We start from the raw sequence: 15,011 nt of genomic DNA, 5'->3' as shown, positions 1-15,011 counted from the left end.
TACATAAGATTCATATACTACCCTTTTTATTATGATAACATTTTCGTCATAAGTATATGCGGAATGCCATCTTCCATAAATATATCAGAAGAAGTTTCATAACCTAATTTTTTATAAAATCCTTCAGCTTGTGTTTGCCCGTGTAGTTTCACTTTTGTAGCTTGTTCGTTACGAGCAATTTCTTCTAACGTTTGAATGATGACTTTACCTAATCCGTATGTACGATAATCTTTTAAAATGCAAATACGTTCTAATTTTCCGACGCCATCAACAAATCGTATACGCCCTGTACCTACAGGAAGCTCATGATAATAAACTAAAATATGTTTACATTGCTCTCCGATTTCATCGAATGTATCGAATTCATCTGTAAGAGGAACACCTTGTTCTTTTACAAATACTTCTTTTCGAATATGAAAGGCAGTTTCTAAATCAGTAAGTTTTGTTATAAGTTTGGATTGCAAAATGTTCAGTCCTTTCTAGTGTAATCTGTTTGCGTTTTCCTAGTATATCATAATAAAGCACTATTAAGAGAAGAAGAACATACTAAAAAGCCAACTTTAAAAAGTTAGCTTTTATTACAATTTCTTTATCCCATTTTTAGTACCAATAATTGCTGTACTCGTCATACTTATAAACAACCCTGTTTCAACTACACCAGTAATCATTTTTAATTGGGTGTGTAAATGGACAGGATTAGAAATATGATTAGGGAATATACAATCGATAATCATGTTATTGTTATCGGTTATATAGGTTTCATTGTTTTTCAAACGTAATGTTGTTTGACATCCTAAAGACTGAATTTTATTTTCGGTTTGTTTCCATGAAAAAGGGATGATTTCAATAGGTAATGGAAAAGTACCTAAATGTGTTACAAGTTTCGATTCATCAGCAATGATAATTAGTTTTTTAGAGGAAGAGGCAACGATTTTTTCACGAAGTAATGCACCGCCACCGCCTTTTATAAGTTGTAAATTTGAATCAATTTCATCCGCTCCATCAATTGTAAGATCAAGACTTTGTACGTCGTTTAACGAAATTAGGGGGATATTTAGTTGCTGTGCTAATGCTTCAGTTTCCTTTGATGTTGGTACAGCTTGAAATGATAATCCTTCTTTTACACGCTCACCTAATTTTTGTATTGTCCAATATACAGTAGAACCTGTACCAAGCCCAATTTTCATGCCATCGTTTACAAAGTTAGCAGCATATTCGCCAGCGAGCTGTTTTAAATTCATCGCTTTACTCCGCCGGACGTGGCCCAGCATCAAGACCTGAATTTTCAACTGTAAGTACCGGACGAACGACTATATCTTTATGTACACGCATTTGACAAGATAATCGTAAATGATCTTCAATTCCTTTTTCCGTCATTGCATGTTTCTCATTCGCACTCGCTTCACAGAAATCACCTGCTAGTATTTCTACTCTACAAGTTGTGCAACGTGCATTCCCGCCGCAACGATGAAGAATGTTGACACCGCTATCTTCAATTGCTAATACTAACTTTGTTCCTTCTTTTACATCAAAAGTTCCCGCACCTTCAATTGTTAATTTTGGCAAATTTGTTCCTCCTCACGTAAAATTGTACATAACATATTTATGACCGCGAATTATTGAACATAAACATTATTTTTTTATATCCCCGTAACTTTTTTTAATGTTGAATCGTTTATTAAGTAAGCGCTGAAAAGGAGTGGTTATTTTGTGCACAAAAGTAACTCATGTTTTAAAGAACCATATCGATATGAATCATTCAAATATAAACTTTTTAATTGAACAATATGGAGAGTTAAAAAGATACTGTACTTTTTTAACGAAAAACAAATGGGATGGGGAAGATCTCGCCCAAGAAACAGTGTGTAAAGTACTTCAAAAATATAGAAATAAAGATATTTGTATGACACTCGTCTATAAAATAGCAAGAAATCGTTGGTTAGATCAGATAAAGTCTAAGTCTGTTCATGAAAAAATAAGAGAACAAATCACTTTTGAAGAACCACATGAGAACATTGCAGATTTGCATGAAATGGTAGGGAAAGTATTGTCTTCATTAAATGTACAGCAATCCGCAATTTTATTATTAAAAGATGTTTTTCAATATAGTATCGCTGATATTGCTAAAGTGTGTTCTGTATCAGAAGGTGCAGTGAAAGCTTCTTTATTTCGGAGTAGAAATAGGCTGAAAACTGTAAGTGAAGAAGGGATTGAGATAATCGAATTCACAGAGGATATTGAAGTTGTTGTAACATCTATTCGTGAGGAAAGACCAGAATTGTTAACGAAACTTCTTCCGACAATAGATTTTACTAAGTTACCATCTAAACAGCCAGTGTTATTATTTAATGTGAAAAAACCTTCTTCCTACAGTTGTATGCTTTGCGCAGCATAACAAGTATTGGAGGGATTTAAAATGAACGCAATTCCATATGTAGTAGAACAAACAAAATTAGGAGAACGTTCCTATGATATATATTCAAGGTTATTAAAAGACCGCATTATTATTATCGGTTCAGAAATTAATGATCAAGTAGCGAGTAGTGTCGTAGCGCAATTATTATTTTTAGAAGCAGAAGATGCAGAGAAAGATATATTCTTATACATCAATAGCCCCGGCGGTTCAACGACAGCAGGTTTTGCAATATTAGATACGATGAATTTAATTAAACCAGATGTGCAAACGCTATGCATGGGCTTTGCAGCATCATTCGGTGCATTGTTATTATTATCAGGAGCAAAAGGAAAACGGTTTGCGCTTCCTAACAGTGAAATTATGATTCATCAGCCGCTTGGTGGTGCACAAGGGCAAGCAACAGAAATTGAAATAACTGCGAAAAGAATATTAAAGTTAAAGCATGATATTAATAAAATGATTGCAGAAAAAACAGGCCAACCGATTGAAAGAGTAGCACATGATACAGAAAGAGATTATTTTATGACTGCAGAAGAAGCGAAGGCATATGGGATTGTAGATGAAGTCGTTACGAAAAAATAAGATGAAAAAGGCTAGAGGATATGTTAATTCTCTAGCCTTTTTATTAATCCTTTACCCATTCATCAACTAATGCTTGATTTTTTTTAATCCATTTTCGCGCAGCCTCTTCAGGATCTTTTGTTTTATTTAACATGACCATTAACGTACCGAGCTGTTCATCGTTCATTTTCCATTTATCAAAGTATTTTATAACATCTGGGTGATCTTTTTCGAAACCTTTACGAACGGAGTAATAAATGTCATCTTTTTCACCATATACTTTCTTAGGGTCTTTTAAATATTTTAAGTCAAATTCTGAAAAACCCCAATGCGGATTCCAAAGCGTAACAGCGATTGGTTTCTTTTTTGTATATGCTTTCTTTAGTTCACTCATCATCGCAGCTTCAGAAGATTGGACAAGTTTTAGTTTTATATCATATTCTTTCATTGCTTTATTCGTTAAATTCATAAGACTACTACCAGGTTCGATACCGACAATTTTATTATCTAGTTCATCTTTATGAGCATTTAAATCTTCGATACTGTTTATGTTTTTCATATAAGAAGGGACGACTAAACCTAGTCCAGTACCTTCGTACCATTTTGATTTTAAGACAATATCATCTTTATAACGATCGTTTAGCGGTTTATCTGTAACTGGTAGCCATACTTCTAAATTCGCATCAACATCGCCACGAGCGACACCAGTCCAAATTGCGGCTTTTTCTAAATACATGAGCTCAACTTTGTAGCCTTTTTCTTCTAATAAAACTTTCCACATGTTTGAAGTTGCAATATTTTCTTTCCAACTTGTTACACCAAGTTTAATTTTTCCTTTCGAATTTGCATTTGTTGCATTACATGAAGTGAAAATCATAGTAATAAATAATGCAAGGCATATAAACCAAATTTTCTTTCGCATCGAAAACCTCCTAAGTAACGTTTGCCTTATAAAATAAATGTATAAGTAAGCATTCTTATTATGAACGGAAACGAGAATTTTAAAGAAATCTTATGAATGTCATTTTTATGTAATATTTCTTTGTAAAATCGCAACACTATGTGAATAGATGGGTAGAAAAGGAGTAGTGACATGGATAATACAAAGGTGCGTGTTGAAAACGTAACAAAAGTATTCGGGAAACATCCGCAAAGAGCCCTTTCCTTATTAAAAGAAGGAAAAAGTAAATCGGAAATTTTAAAAGAGACAGGAATGAACGTTGGGGTGAAAAAAGCAACGTTTGAAGTTTACTCTGGAGAGATTTTCGTTATTATGGGTTTGTCTGGCAGCGGGAAATCTACGCTAGTTCGTATGTTAAATCAATTGATTAAACCAACTGCAGGTCATATATACATAGATGGTGAAGACATCGCAACGATGGGAAAAGAAGAGTTACGGAGAGTAAGAAGAACGAAAATGAGTATGGTATTTCAGAAATTTGCTCTATTTCCGCATCGTACAGTTATACAAAATGTTGCATATGGTTTAGAAATACAAGGAGTTCCGGTTGAAGAGCGAGAGAAAAAAGCGTTAGAATCGCTACAGTTAGTAGGACTCGATCATCATAAAGATAATTATCCAAGTCAACTTAGTGGTGGTATGCAGCAGCGCGTTGGAATCGCAAGGGCACTAACGAATAATCCAGATGTATTACTAATGGACGAGTCATTTAGTGCATTAGATCCACTTATTCGAAAAGAAATGCAAGATGAATTGTTAGAGTTACAAGATAAAATGGAAAAAACGATTATATTTATTACGCATGATTTAGATGAAGCGCTTCGAATTGGAGATCGTATCGCATTAATGAAAGATGGAGAAATCGTCCAAATTGGAACGCCAGAAGAAATTATGATGAGCCCCGCAAATGAATTTGTAGAAAAGTTTGTTGCGGACGTGAATTTAGGAAAAGTAATTACGGCTGAGTCTATTTTAAAACGACCAGAAACTTTATTAATTGATCGTGGACCTCGTGTGGCCCTTCAAATTATGAGGAATGCAGGCGTCTCAACTGTATATGTTGTAAACAAAAAGTATGAGTTTTTAGGTATATTAACTGCGGATGATGCGAGTAAAGCAGTACAAAAACAGTGGCCGATTGCTGATTTATTACTTAATGATATTCCGCATGTGTATTTGGATACTTTACTGGAAGAGACATATGCAAAAATGGCAGAGATGAAATATCCGTTACCAGTAATCGATGAGAAGAAAAGGCTAAGAGGAATTATTAAACGTGAAAGTGTCATTCAAGCTCTTGCAGGAAACATTGAGGAAGAGGTGAAAGACGATGAATAGTATACCACGTATTCCATTAGGGGAATGGGTCGACTCATTTGTTGCAAGTTTATATGAGCACTTTGAAGGCTTATTCCGAGGATTCTCTTATATTATTGGTGGATTCGTTGATTTACTCACTAATTTTTTAACAATAATACCTGCCATATTGATGATTATTATCTTGTGTTTCTTCATTTGGTACACAACGAGGAAATTATCTTTAGTCATTTTTACGCTTATTGGATTATTATTCATTTTGAATATTAACTACTGGGCACAAACGATGCAAACATTAGCACTCGTACTTACGTCTGTTATTATTTCAATTATTGTCGGAATTCCAATTGGTATATTAGCATCTCAAAATGAACGTTTCTCAAAATTTTTAAAACCAACATTAGATTTTATGCAAACAATGCCTGCATTCGTATACCTTATTCCAGCGATCACATTTTTCGGAGTCGGTGTAGTACCTGGAATTATTGCATCAGTAATCTTTGCAATGCCACCGACAATTCGTTTTACTGACTTAGGAATTAGACAAGTTCCAGAAGATTTAATTGAAGCAGCGAATGCATTTGGATCCACTGCATCACAAAAACTATTTAAAGTACAATTACCACTTGCAACCGGAACGATTATGGCTGGTGTGAACCAAAGTATTATGCTTTCGTTATCGATGGTTGTAACAGCGTCACTTGTAGGAGCTCCAGGACTTGGAGTTGATGTATATCGCTCTGTAACACAAGTTAATATCGGAATGGGCTTTGAAGCTGGATTAGCTATCGTAGTAATCGCAATTATATTAGACCGTATTACACAAGGGTTCCATACGAAAAGAAAATAATGACCAAAAGACACACTTTTATAATACAAAGTGTGTTTTTTATTGCATCCAGATCACATACGAACGATAACAGAACCTCCAGCTGGTGCGCAAACTTGGTTTTGTTGTTGTTCCATTGATTTGATGAATTGATTATTTTCCTCGATTAATGAGATTAATTTAGTTACTTGATTTTCAAGACTTGCGATACATTGCATCATATATTGTGAATCATGATGCAATGTATTCCTTACAGGATGGGGGGAATAAACATACTGTTGATTTATATTTGGATTCCAATGAGGATGCATTTGAATCGTTCCCCCTTCAATAAATTACGGATCTTTCTTATAGTAAATGCCTATATATATTTAATGGTTACTTGAAATTTTTTCATTATAAAAGGAGTATGTACAGAAAATGGAAAATATTATATATGAAGTTAAAGTGCATTTTTTGAAAAGATTCAAGCGAGATAGTGCGTATATTAATACATTTAAGTGAATGCATGTTGTTTAGGGAGAAATGATGGGAGGAGATGCAATTTTGGCTAAAAATAAAAAAAGAAATGATGCTTTGGCAATAGGTGTCGGTATAGGGGTTGTAATCGGTGTATTTCAAGGACACTTTACAAATAATTTAGTAATCGGAATTGTGATTGGGATTATAATTGGGATTGCGTTTTTGAAGAAATAATGAGTTGTAAATTCATTTCAAAAATTGCTGTATCAAAAGAATGAAAATTCGGAATACAAAACCTGTTTTTCCTTTTTTTGTGATATTATATATGAAAAGGAAGGTGATGGATATGTCAACAAACAATCAAGTAGAACAAAACTGTTTCATTTGCAAAAAGCATAAAGCATAAAGGAAATATTATAGTTCCAGGTGGAGCTATTTACGAAGATGAACTCGTTTACGTTGGACATGTCCACTGGGATAGTGAAGAAACATACCTGGGTTATGTAATGATAGATATAAAAAGACATGTACCTGGCCTTGCTGAACTAACAGATGAAGAAGCGAAAGCGTTCGGGCTTATAACAAGTAGAGTAAGTAAAGCGCTAAAAGAGAGCGAAGGTGCAGAGCATATTTACACTTTTGTTTCAGGAAATGGTGTACCACATATGCATATGCACATTATTCCGCGTTATCCGAATACACCAAAAGAGTTTTGGTCACCAAGCGAGATAGCGAAATGGACTGGCGCACCATATGGTGACGCAGCGAAAATCAAAAAACTATGCGAAAGAATACGAGAGTATATGGTGAGTGAATATGCATACAAAAAATAATAGACAACACTCATGGGTTGGAAGTAGAGAAATGTGTTTAGACGAAATTTCGGTAAAGCAATATGGTGATATTGTGCTCGGTGCATATGGTGGGAATATTAGTGCCGGAGCGAAAAAGAATGAAGATGGTGCATTAGTTTGGTCAAATGGTGAGTGGGAATTTGCAGCTATATTAGATGGACATAATAGTGCAGAAAGTGTTGATTTAGTAGTAAACACAATCGAAAAAGAATATGAAAATATAAAAGTAATTTTGAATGAACCAATTAATACAGTGCTTCAATCTATTGAAAATCATATACTGACAATTTTTCAGTCATCTTCATTTAAGGAAAAGTGCAAAAAAATTAAAGGTGAAACAGCTTGCTTACTATGTGTAAGGAAAGAAAATTATATATGGTGGCTTTCTATCGGTGATTGTTTAGTGTATGTATTTCATGAAGAGTTACATAAGTTAGGGCAATATGCATTAAATCAACGTCATTTTTACGAATGGATTGGGAATGTAAACACATTCGATTTACCTGTTCCTTGTTATTCATCAGGTATTCGTGAATTACGTACTGGAAAGAACCGAATTGTAATAGTGACAGATGGAGTATTAGAATGCGGGGAACGCCGATATGAAACACCTGTAAATTTGTATAATGCTATGAATAGAAATGATAAAACACTTAAAGAAAATATTCACAATGTTTTAGAACACGTGCATCATCAGTTGGGACGTGATAGTGCGACAATTATTAGTTGGGACGTAGAAAATAAAAGGAATGCCACGTATCCGAGTGATCAGCCGGAGAAAAGGTAAAGGAGGAAACATCACTGTTTTGGGTTAAAGGAATTTTATTAATAGTATGGATTATATCCTTAGTTGTTTTTGAAAAAGTAGTGAGGAAAAAACTAAATATACCGAAACAAACAGACTGGAATAGTAAATATGTAAACAACTTTCATAAATGGGGCACTAGGGCTCTTATTATTTCTTATATAATTGTTACGATGATATGTGCTACTTTAAATCCCGTTTATATTAGTAATTTACCCATTTTATTTTTAATAACTTTATACTGCTTTCAATCATTTATGGAATGGAAATTTGATAAAGAATCGAGGGAATATGTCATTTCTTTAGGAACGGTTCCGTTATTAGTAATAACAGGAATTATGCTTAATCTTTTCTTTTATACCTATTGGATTTAATCATATGTGGAATGAATGGGGAGACAAAATGAAAAATCCTAAATTACGGGCTGAAGTAATGATTGTAAACGACGAACATTCAAAAGTACTAGTACAATGTGATGAGAATGAATCATTTTATCGTTTTCCAGGTGGCTCTATTGAATTTGGTGAAACGTCAAAAGAAGTAATAATTCGAGAGTTAATAGAAGAATACGATTTGAAAGTTGATGTTCAAGAGTTAGCAATTGTAAATGAACACATTTTTGAGTGGGACAACGAAAAAGGTCATCATTGTACATTGATACATTAGGGGACTGTTGAAAAAATCATTACAAATGAAATAAGGCATAAAGAGCATGAGGATATTATATTAATTTGGAAAAGTCTAGAGGAATTACAGGAGAAGCCGACATATCCTGAAGGCATCATAAGTTATTTAGAAGGGGATAACCGTAATATAGTCCAATTTATTTCAAGTAATTAAATGAAATAATAGGAGGGGTGAAAATGGGAGCTTCTACTTTTGGGATTATAACTATTGTTTTTTGTATAGCTGTCTACTTTCTCGATAAGTTTTTAAGAAAAAAATTGAATATGCCCAAGGGTGGTTTTTGGGGATATAAGAAACATGTAAATAGTTTACATAAAAAATTGGAAATAGGACTACTTTTTATTTATTTAATAACTAGCTTTATATTTATCTTTAAATTTGAAAGTGTTAATATCGCTTATGTCATTTTTACTTATTTAGGTGGGACGTTAATCTTAAGAGCATTGATGGAATGGAAGTATGATAAAGAATCGAAAGAATATATATTTTCGGTAATTGGGGTATTCACGTTTATTTTTATGACTTCGATACTATTTTACTTCTTTCCACCTGCTGTATAATAAAAATTTGATAGTACAAATAATGAAATAACTAATAAGCAAGAAACCATTTAGTACTAAATGGTTTCTTGTTTATTTAAGCATTTATTTTAGTTAATATAGATGTAATGAAATTAGTTTTATCCTCTGCATACTTATGTTTATCAGTAGGATTAGCTTGTGAAAGTTGAATCTTTAACTGTTCATACTGCATGCGTGCAGTTTTATTGTCTATTAAGTAATCACGAAATTGTAATTGTTCTATTAAATATGTATTCCCTTGTTCATACATATGAATTTGATGAGTTCTTGGTTCACCTTTATTAAAATAGTATCTTTCGGGTAATACTTCTTTTCTATATTTATAGTTTAGTAGTTCTAACTTTTTAATACAATGTATACCGTCCGTATAATTTTCTAATTCAATTGCTATATCAATAATTGGCTTTGCACTTAAATATGGAATAGAAGTACTACCAATATGGTGTATCGCTAAAATATGTTCGCCAATTTGTTCCTCAATGATTTGTTTCTCTTTCATAAACTCAATTTCCCATTCTTCAGTCCACGGCACTAAAAACACTTTCCCATACGGTAAACCTAACATTTAATTAGCACCTCTTTCAAAATAGTTTTCAAAAAGTTTATTACATCTTCTTAAAGCTTCTCAAAACAAGGTATTCCCACAATTTCCAAGGAAGAATCTTCTTGGCGAAGATCATAAATTTCACACCTTTACCGATTGGATATCGTAAATTTGTACGCTTAGATTCAGCAATTTCTACAATTTTATTAGCAACATCTATCGGATTACCAAATGTATCATTACCGCTATTAATATGTTTTTGTATTTTATCCATATACTCTTTGTAAGGAGATGTTGTATCAGATTGGTTTTCAGCTAGTTGTTTCCCAACTTCCCATATGTTTGTGTTATAAGAACCTGGTTCAATTAAAGCGACATCTATTTCGAAAGGTTTTACTTCTAAGCGAAGCGATTCACTCCAGCCTTCTAATGCATATTTTGAAGATACATAAGGAGATAAACCAGGGAATCCAACTTGGCCGCTAATGCTGCTTATATTAATGATTTTTCCACTTCTTTGTTTTCTCATATACGGTAAGACAAGCTGGGTAATTGATATAGCTCCAAATAGGTTCGTTTCAAATTGTTTACGGTATTCCTCTACTGGAATTTCTTCTACAAAGCCGCCATTTGCATATCCTGCATTATTAACAAGAAGGTCTACTTTTTGTATTTCTTTTAAAAATAATTGGAAGTTATGTATAGAATTTTGATCGGTTACATCTAATTGTTGAACTTTTATATTTTGCTGTAAGTTAAGTTGAGTAACTTGAGATATTAAGCTCACTTGTTTTTCAAGGTTTCGCATTGTAGCGATAACTAAATAATCTTTTTTTGCGAGTTCGAGTGTAGTTAATAGTCCAAATCCACTTGAGGCTCCTGTAATTATTGCGATTTTTTTATTCATTTTTCGCCAGCTTTCTTTTTCTTTTATCATAACGAGTTATGATAAGAAAATCTATTATTCTTACATTCAGTATGAAATCAATTTGTATGCAAAAAAGGGGATTATAGGGAATGAGCGTATATAGAGTAGTGTATATTAATATGATAATGAAATGAGGGAAGAAAAATGGTCCATGTGAAAGATGTATTAGCAGATCAGTTATTAGCAAATGCGAATGATCCCAGTTGGTATATGCCATTTTCAGATGCAGTTAAGGATTTATCTGAGAGGGAAGCTTTCTGGAAACCGAATGAAGAGTGTAATAGTATAGCCGAAATCGTACAACATTTACTGTATTGGAACTCTACGTGGCAAACAAGGTATAAAGAATCACATGTTAATGCAGTACCCGCTATAGGAGATAATAATAAAAGTTTTATGCTTTCAGATAATCAAACTTTCGATGAATTACGGGAAAAGCTACTAGAAAAACTGTTACAATGGCAAACTCTCATAAATGAAGAAAAGGTTGAAAGTGATGTAGCGGGATTTCCCATTTCTGCAAAGTGGTGGGAAGTGCTAGCGAATGTAACAACTCATAATGCATATCATATTGGACAAATTATTTACATCCGAAAGTTACAGCAGAGCTTTGATAATGAATAAGATAATAGTTCTCAAATTAGGTGAACAAAAGTGGACAAAACGAGACAAATGTCTCGTTTTGTCCACTTTTTATTATGAAAGAAAAGCGAAAACCTATTAAAGCAAGGATTAGAATTTGGCACGGTAATTGCAATATAAAAGACGAACAAGAAAATAGGAGGGCTGGACATGTTAAAAACAACTGAAAGTAAAGGGAATGAAATTACGAAAGAACAAGCTCGTTGGATGTACGAAAAAATGTTAGAAATTCGTAAGTTTGAAGATAAGGTGCATGAATTGTTCGCGCAAGGCGTTTTGCCAGGTTTCGTTCATTTATACGCAGGTGAAGAAGCGGTAGCAGTTGGTGTATGTGCCCACTTAACGGATAGTGACAGTATTACAAGTACACATAGAGGTCATGGACATTGTATCGCAAAAGGTTGTGATTTAAATGGTATGATGGCTGAACTTTTCGGGAAAGCGACAGGATTATGTAAAGGTAAAGGCGGTTCCATGCATATTGCCGATTTAGATAAAGGAATGCTAGGTGCGAATGGCATTGTAGGCGGGGGTTTCCCACTTGCTTGCGGTTCAGCATTAACAGCTAAATATAAAGGAACAAAAGATGTAAGTGTTTGCTTCTTCGGTGACGGAGCAAATAATGAAGGAACATTCCATGAAGGGGTTAATTTAGCGGCGATTTGGAAGTTACCAGTTATTTTTATTGCAGAAAATAACGGTTACGGTGAAGCAACTACATTTGAATATGCTTCAAGTTGTGATTCTATCGCTGATCGCGCAAAAGCTTATAATATTCCAGGTGTTCAAGTAGATGGAAAAGATCTTCTAGCTGTATATAAAGCTGCTGCAGAAGCAGTTGAACGTGCGCGTAATGGTGATGGTCCAACAATTATTGAATGTATGACATATCGTAATTATGGTCATTTCGAAGGTGAAGCGCAAACATATAAAACATCAGAAGAAAAAGAAGAACATTTAAACGAAAAAGATGCAATTGTGAATTTCCGTAAGCATTTAATTCATGAAGGTTTATTAACAGAATCTGAACTTGTTGATATGGAAAAAGCAGTAGATGATGCAGTACAAAGATCCATTGAATTTAGTGAAAATAGTCCATACCCAGACGATGAAGAATTATTAAAAGATGTATACGTTTCTTACAAATAAGAGGAGGGTGAAAAATTATGACTAGAACAGTAAGTATGTCAACTGCAATTAATGAAGCGATGAAAATCTCAATGCGTCGTGATGAAAATGTAATTTTAATAGGTGAAGATGTTGCAGGCGGTGCACAAGTTGATCACCTGCAAGATGATGAAGCTTGGGGTGGTGTTCTTGGTGTTACGAAAGGACTTGTACAAGAGTTTGGCCGAAATCGTATATTGGATACACCAATTTCTGAAGCGGGTTATATGGGAGCTGCGATGGCAGCTGCTGCAACTGGGTTACGTCCGATAGCTGAGTTAATGTTTAATGATTTTATCGGTAGTTGTCTTGACCAAGTATTAAACCAAGGTGCGAAATTCCGTTATATGTTTGGAGGTAAAGCAAAAGTACCCGTTACAGTACGTACGATGCATGGCGCTGGTTTTAGTGCAGCAGCTCAACATTCACAAAGTTTGTACGCATTATTTACGAGCATACCAGGTATTAAAGTTGTTGTTCCTTCCACACCGTATGATGCAAAAGGCTTATTATTAGCGGCAATTGAAGATGATGATCCAGTAATCTTCTTTGAGGATAAAACACTTTACAATATGAAAGGTGAAGTGCCAGAAGGATACTATACAATTCCATTAGGAAAAGCAGATATTAAACGGGAAGGTTCTGATGTAACAATTGTCGCAATCGGAAAGCAAGTTCATACAGCGCTTGCAGCTGCAAAGCAATTATCGAAAAAGGGGCTTGAAGTAGAAGTAATTGATCCACGATCTTTATCACCACTTGATGAAGATACTATTTTATCATCTGTTGAAAAAACAAATCGTCTTATCGTCATTGACGAAGCGAATCCTAGATGTAGTATTGCAACAGATATTGCGGCAATTGTAGCGGATAAAGGTTTTGATTTGTTAGATGCACCTATTAAACGAATTACAGCACCACATACACCTGTTCCGTTCTCACCACCACTTGAAAAGTTGTATTTGCCAACGCCAGAAAAAGTAATTGAAACTGTATCAGAAATGATTGGAGACCAATCTTTATTACATGTGTAATAAAACGATGAGAAGGGAGAGAGAGACATGGCTGTAGAAGTTGTAATGCCGAAGTTAGGTATGGCGATGAAAGAAGGTATTATTACGAGCTGGAATATTAAAGCAGGCGATAATGTAGCAAAAGGAGAACTAATTGCTAGTATTAATTCAGAAAAAATTGAAACGGAAATTGAAGCGCCAGCTGATGGTACGGTACTTGATATAGCTGTAAGTGAAGATGAAGGAGTGCCGCCTGGTACTGTAATTTGCTACATCGGTAAACCGAATGAAAAGGTAGAAATGCAGGAAAGCACACATGTTGTAGAAGAAAAAACATCTAATATAGAAGTACAAAATCAAGAACCAAATGGGAAAGAAGTATCGAAGCAAAGAATTAAAATTTCACCTGTAGCCAAGAAAATTGCAAAGTCTGAAAATCTGGATATCAAGGCATTAGTTGGTACAGGTCCTGGCGGAAGGATCACAAAGGCAGATGTATTAAAAGTACTTGAGATAAGAGTAAACGTTCCGGAAATATCTGAACGAGAAGAAAGTAAAGCGATTCCTGTTACTGGTATGCGTAAAGCAATCGCAAATCGTATGCACGCAAGCTTACAAAATAGCGCACAATTAACGTTAACGATGAAAGTAGATGTAACAGATCTAGTTGCTTTACATAAAGAAATAGCGGAAGTTGTACAAAAAAGATATGATAATAAATTAACTATTACGGATTTCGTCTCGCATGCTGTTGTATTAGCACTTGGAGAGCATAAAGAAATGAACAGCGCTTATATAGATGATGCAATTCATCAATTTGAACATGTGCATTTAGGCATGGCAGTCGCATTAGAAAAAGGGTTAGTCGTTCCAGCTATTCGCTTTGCAAATAATTTATCTTTAGTAGAATTGTCTAAAGAGATTAAGAATGTGGCACAAAAGGCGCGAGCAGGTAGCTTAAGTAGTGATGATATGCACGGAACGACATTTACAATTAGTAATTTAGGTAGCTTTGGTATTGAATATTTCACACCTGTATTAAATACACCTGAGACTGGCATTTTAGGTATTGGCGCAATTGAACATGTTCCTGTATATAAAGGGAAAAAATTTAAAAAAGGTAGTATGTTACCTTTAAGTTTAACATTCGATCATCGTGTACTAGACGGTGCACCAGCAGCTGCATTTTTACGCACAATTAAACATTATTTAGAAGAACCTATAACAATTCTTCTATAAAGAGA

General features: G+C 34.3%; 19 protein-coding genes and 2 pseudogenes. 14 read left to right on the top strand and 7 right to left on the bottom strand.

Features of this window, described 5'->3' with window-relative positions; genetic code table 11:
- Nucleotides 1-29: 29 nt before the first annotated feature.
- The 3 genes from ACTFO4_RS15285 to ACTFO4_RS15275 all read right to left on the bottom strand — a co-directional run bounded on the left by ACTFO4_RS15285 (nt 30) and on the right by ACTFO4_RS15275 (nt 1,566).
- Entirely contained in the window at nt 30-464 is a 435-nt protein-coding gene (locus ACTFO4_RS15285; RefSeq protein ID WP_440013864.1) for a GNAT family N-acetyltransferase, read from the bottom strand.
- A gap of 114 nt (nt 465-578) precedes the next feature.
- On the bottom strand, nt 579-1,241 hold the full coding sequence (rpiA, locus tag ACTFO4_RS15280) for a ribose 5-phosphate isomerase A (protein WP_001049992.1): 663 nt from the start codon (nt 1,239-1,241) through the stop codon (nt 579-581).
- Nucleotides 1,242-1,245: 4 nt separating this feature from the next.
- Nucleotides 1,246-1,566 (bottom strand): 2Fe-2S iron-sulfur cluster-binding protein, encoded by a 321-nt coding sequence (locus ACTFO4_RS15275; protein ID WP_001125388.1) that lies wholly within the window; start codon nt 1,564-1,566, stop codon nt 1,246-1,248.
- Nucleotides 1,567-1,708: 142 nt separating this feature from the next.
- Between ACTFO4_RS15275 and ACTFO4_RS15270 the strand changes: the two genes are divergently transcribed.
- Both ACTFO4_RS15270 and clpP read left to right on the top strand, forming a co-directional pair.
- Nucleotides 1,709-2,395 carry an RNA polymerase subunit sigma-70 gene (locus ACTFO4_RS15270; protein ID WP_017673284.1) on the top strand — a complete coding sequence of 229 codons (687 nt, stop codon included), beginning with the start codon at nt 1,709-1,711 and terminating at the stop codon, nt 2,393-2,395.
- 21 nt (nt 2,396-2,416) lie between these two features.
- The gene (gene clpP / locus ACTFO4_RS15265; protein ID WP_017673285.1) at nt 2,417-2,998 is read left to right on the top strand and encodes an ATP-dependent Clp endopeptidase proteolytic subunit ClpP; all 582 of its coding nucleotides are present in this window, start codon (nt 2,417-2,419) and stop codon (nt 2,996-2,998) included.
- 43 nt (nt 2,999-3,041) lie between these two features.
- Here the strand turns inward: clpP and ACTFO4_RS15260 are convergent, their stop codons facing one another.
- Nucleotides 3,042-3,899, bottom strand: coding sequence for a glycine betaine ABC transporter substrate-binding protein (locus tag ACTFO4_RS15260; RefSeq protein WP_440013862.1), 858 nt, complete (start codon nt 3,897-3,899; stop codon nt 3,042-3,044).
- A gap of 171 nt (nt 3,900-4,070) precedes the next feature.
- On the opposite strand from ACTFO4_RS15260, the gene ACTFO4_RS15255 reads away from it, so the two are divergent.
- Both ACTFO4_RS15255 and ACTFO4_RS15250 read left to right on the top strand, forming a co-directional pair.
- On the top strand, nt 4,071-5,276 hold the full coding sequence (locus tag ACTFO4_RS15255; RefSeq protein WP_000370606.1) for a quaternary amine ABC transporter ATP-binding protein: 1,206 nt from the start codon (nt 4,071-4,073) through the stop codon (nt 5,274-5,276).
- Nucleotides 5,269-6,105 carry an ABC transporter permease gene (locus ACTFO4_RS15250; protein ID WP_001084759.1) on the top strand — a complete coding sequence of 279 codons (837 nt, stop codon included), beginning with the start codon at nt 5,269-5,271 and terminating at the stop codon, nt 6,103-6,105. Before ACTFO4_RS15255 ends, ACTFO4_RS15250 begins: the two co-directional genes overlap by 8 nt.
- A 53-nt stretch (nt 6,106-6,158) precedes the next feature.
- On the opposite strand, the gene ACTFO4_RS15245 is transcribed toward ACTFO4_RS15250, so the two are convergent.
- Entirely contained in the window at nt 6,159-6,395 is a 237-nt protein-coding gene (locus ACTFO4_RS15245; RefSeq protein ID WP_017673287.1) for a hypothetical protein, read from the bottom strand.
- Between the two features lie 217 nt (nt 6,396-6,612).
- On the opposite strand from ACTFO4_RS15245, the gene ACTFO4_RS15240 reads away from it, so the two are divergent.
- The 6 genes and pseudogenes from ACTFO4_RS15240 (at nt 6,613) to ACTFO4_RS15215 (ending at nt 9,452) form a co-directional block, all read left to right on the top strand.
- A complete protein-coding gene (locus ACTFO4_RS15240) occupies nt 6,613-6,780 on the top strand; it encodes a hypothetical protein (RefSeq protein WP_000508401.1) in 168 nt (55 codons plus the stop codon).
- Between the two features lie 91 nt (nt 6,781-6,871).
- A pseudogene (locus ACTFO4_RS15235) lies at nt 6,872-7,379 on the top strand (HIT family protein).
- Complete coding sequence (locus ACTFO4_RS15230) at nt 7,363-8,187, top strand: PP2C family serine/threonine-protein phosphatase (protein ID WP_017673289.1); 825 nt, start codon at nt 7,363-7,365, stop codon at nt 8,185-8,187. The pseudogene ACTFO4_RS15235 and the gene ACTFO4_RS15230 overlap by 17 nt, the downstream one beginning before the upstream one ends.
- A 53-nt stretch (nt 8,188-8,240) precedes the next feature.
- Nucleotides 8,241-8,579, top strand: a complete 339-nt coding sequence (locus ACTFO4_RS15225; RefSeq protein WP_074553907.1) for a DUF4181 domain-containing protein — start codon at nt 8,241-8,243, stop codon at nt 8,577-8,579.
- A gap of 28 nt (nt 8,580-8,607) precedes the next feature.
- Nucleotides 8,608-9,045, top strand: a pseudogene (locus ACTFO4_RS15220) (NUDIX domain-containing protein).
- 23 nt (nt 9,046-9,068) lie between these two features.
- The gene (locus ACTFO4_RS15215) at nt 9,069-9,452 is read left to right on the top strand and encodes a DUF4181 domain-containing protein (RefSeq protein ID WP_000501282.1); all 384 of its coding nucleotides are present in this window, start codon (nt 9,069-9,071) and stop codon (nt 9,450-9,452) included.
- Between the two features lie 76 nt (nt 9,453-9,528).
- Here ACTFO4_RS15215 and ACTFO4_RS15210 read toward each other — a convergent pair whose 3' ends face one another.
- Both ACTFO4_RS15210 and ACTFO4_RS15205 read right to left on the bottom strand, forming a co-directional pair.
- A complete protein-coding gene (locus ACTFO4_RS15210; protein WP_000901208.1) occupies nt 9,529-10,038 on the bottom strand; it encodes a GrpB family protein in 510 nt (169 codons plus the stop codon).
- 40 nt (nt 10,039-10,078) lie between these two features.
- On the bottom strand, nt 10,079-10,924 hold the full coding sequence (locus ACTFO4_RS15205; protein WP_326234928.1) for an oxidoreductase: 846 nt from the start codon (nt 10,922-10,924) through the stop codon (nt 10,079-10,081).
- A gap of 165 nt (nt 10,925-11,089) precedes the next feature.
- Between ACTFO4_RS15205 and ACTFO4_RS15200 the strand changes: the two genes are divergently transcribed.
- From ACTFO4_RS15200 to ACTFO4_RS15185, 4 genes are all read left to right on the top strand, one after another.
- Complete coding sequence (locus tag ACTFO4_RS15200) at nt 11,090-11,569, top strand: DinB family protein (protein WP_000233790.1); 480 nt, start codon at nt 11,090-11,092, stop codon at nt 11,567-11,569.
- Nucleotides 11,570-11,737: 168 nt separating this feature from the next.
- On the top strand, nt 11,738-12,736 hold the full coding sequence (gene acoA, locus ACTFO4_RS15195; protein ID WP_000921275.1) for an acetoin:2,6-dichlorophenolindophenol oxidoreductase subunit alpha: 999 nt from the start codon (nt 11,738-11,740) through the stop codon (nt 12,734-12,736).
- Between the two features lie 17 nt (nt 12,737-12,753).
- A complete protein-coding gene (acoB, locus tag ACTFO4_RS15190) occupies nt 12,754-13,788 on the top strand; it encodes an acetoin:2,6-dichlorophenolindophenol oxidoreductase subunit beta (protein WP_000198898.1) in 1,035 nt (344 codons plus the stop codon).
- Nucleotides 13,789-13,815: 27 nt separating this feature from the next.
- On the top strand, nt 13,816-15,006 hold the full coding sequence (locus ACTFO4_RS15185; RefSeq protein WP_326234929.1) for a dihydrolipoamide acetyltransferase family protein: 1,191 nt from the start codon (nt 13,816-13,818) through the stop codon (nt 15,004-15,006).
- Nucleotides 15,007-15,011: the final 5 nt, after the last annotated feature.

The organism is Bacillus cereus group sp. MYBKT14-1 (assembly GCF_051915185.1).
Lineage (GTDB): Bacteria > Bacillota > Bacilli > Bacillales > Bacillaceae_G > Bacillus_A > Bacillus_A cereus.
This window is presented reverse-complemented; position numbering and strand designations above follow the sequence as displayed.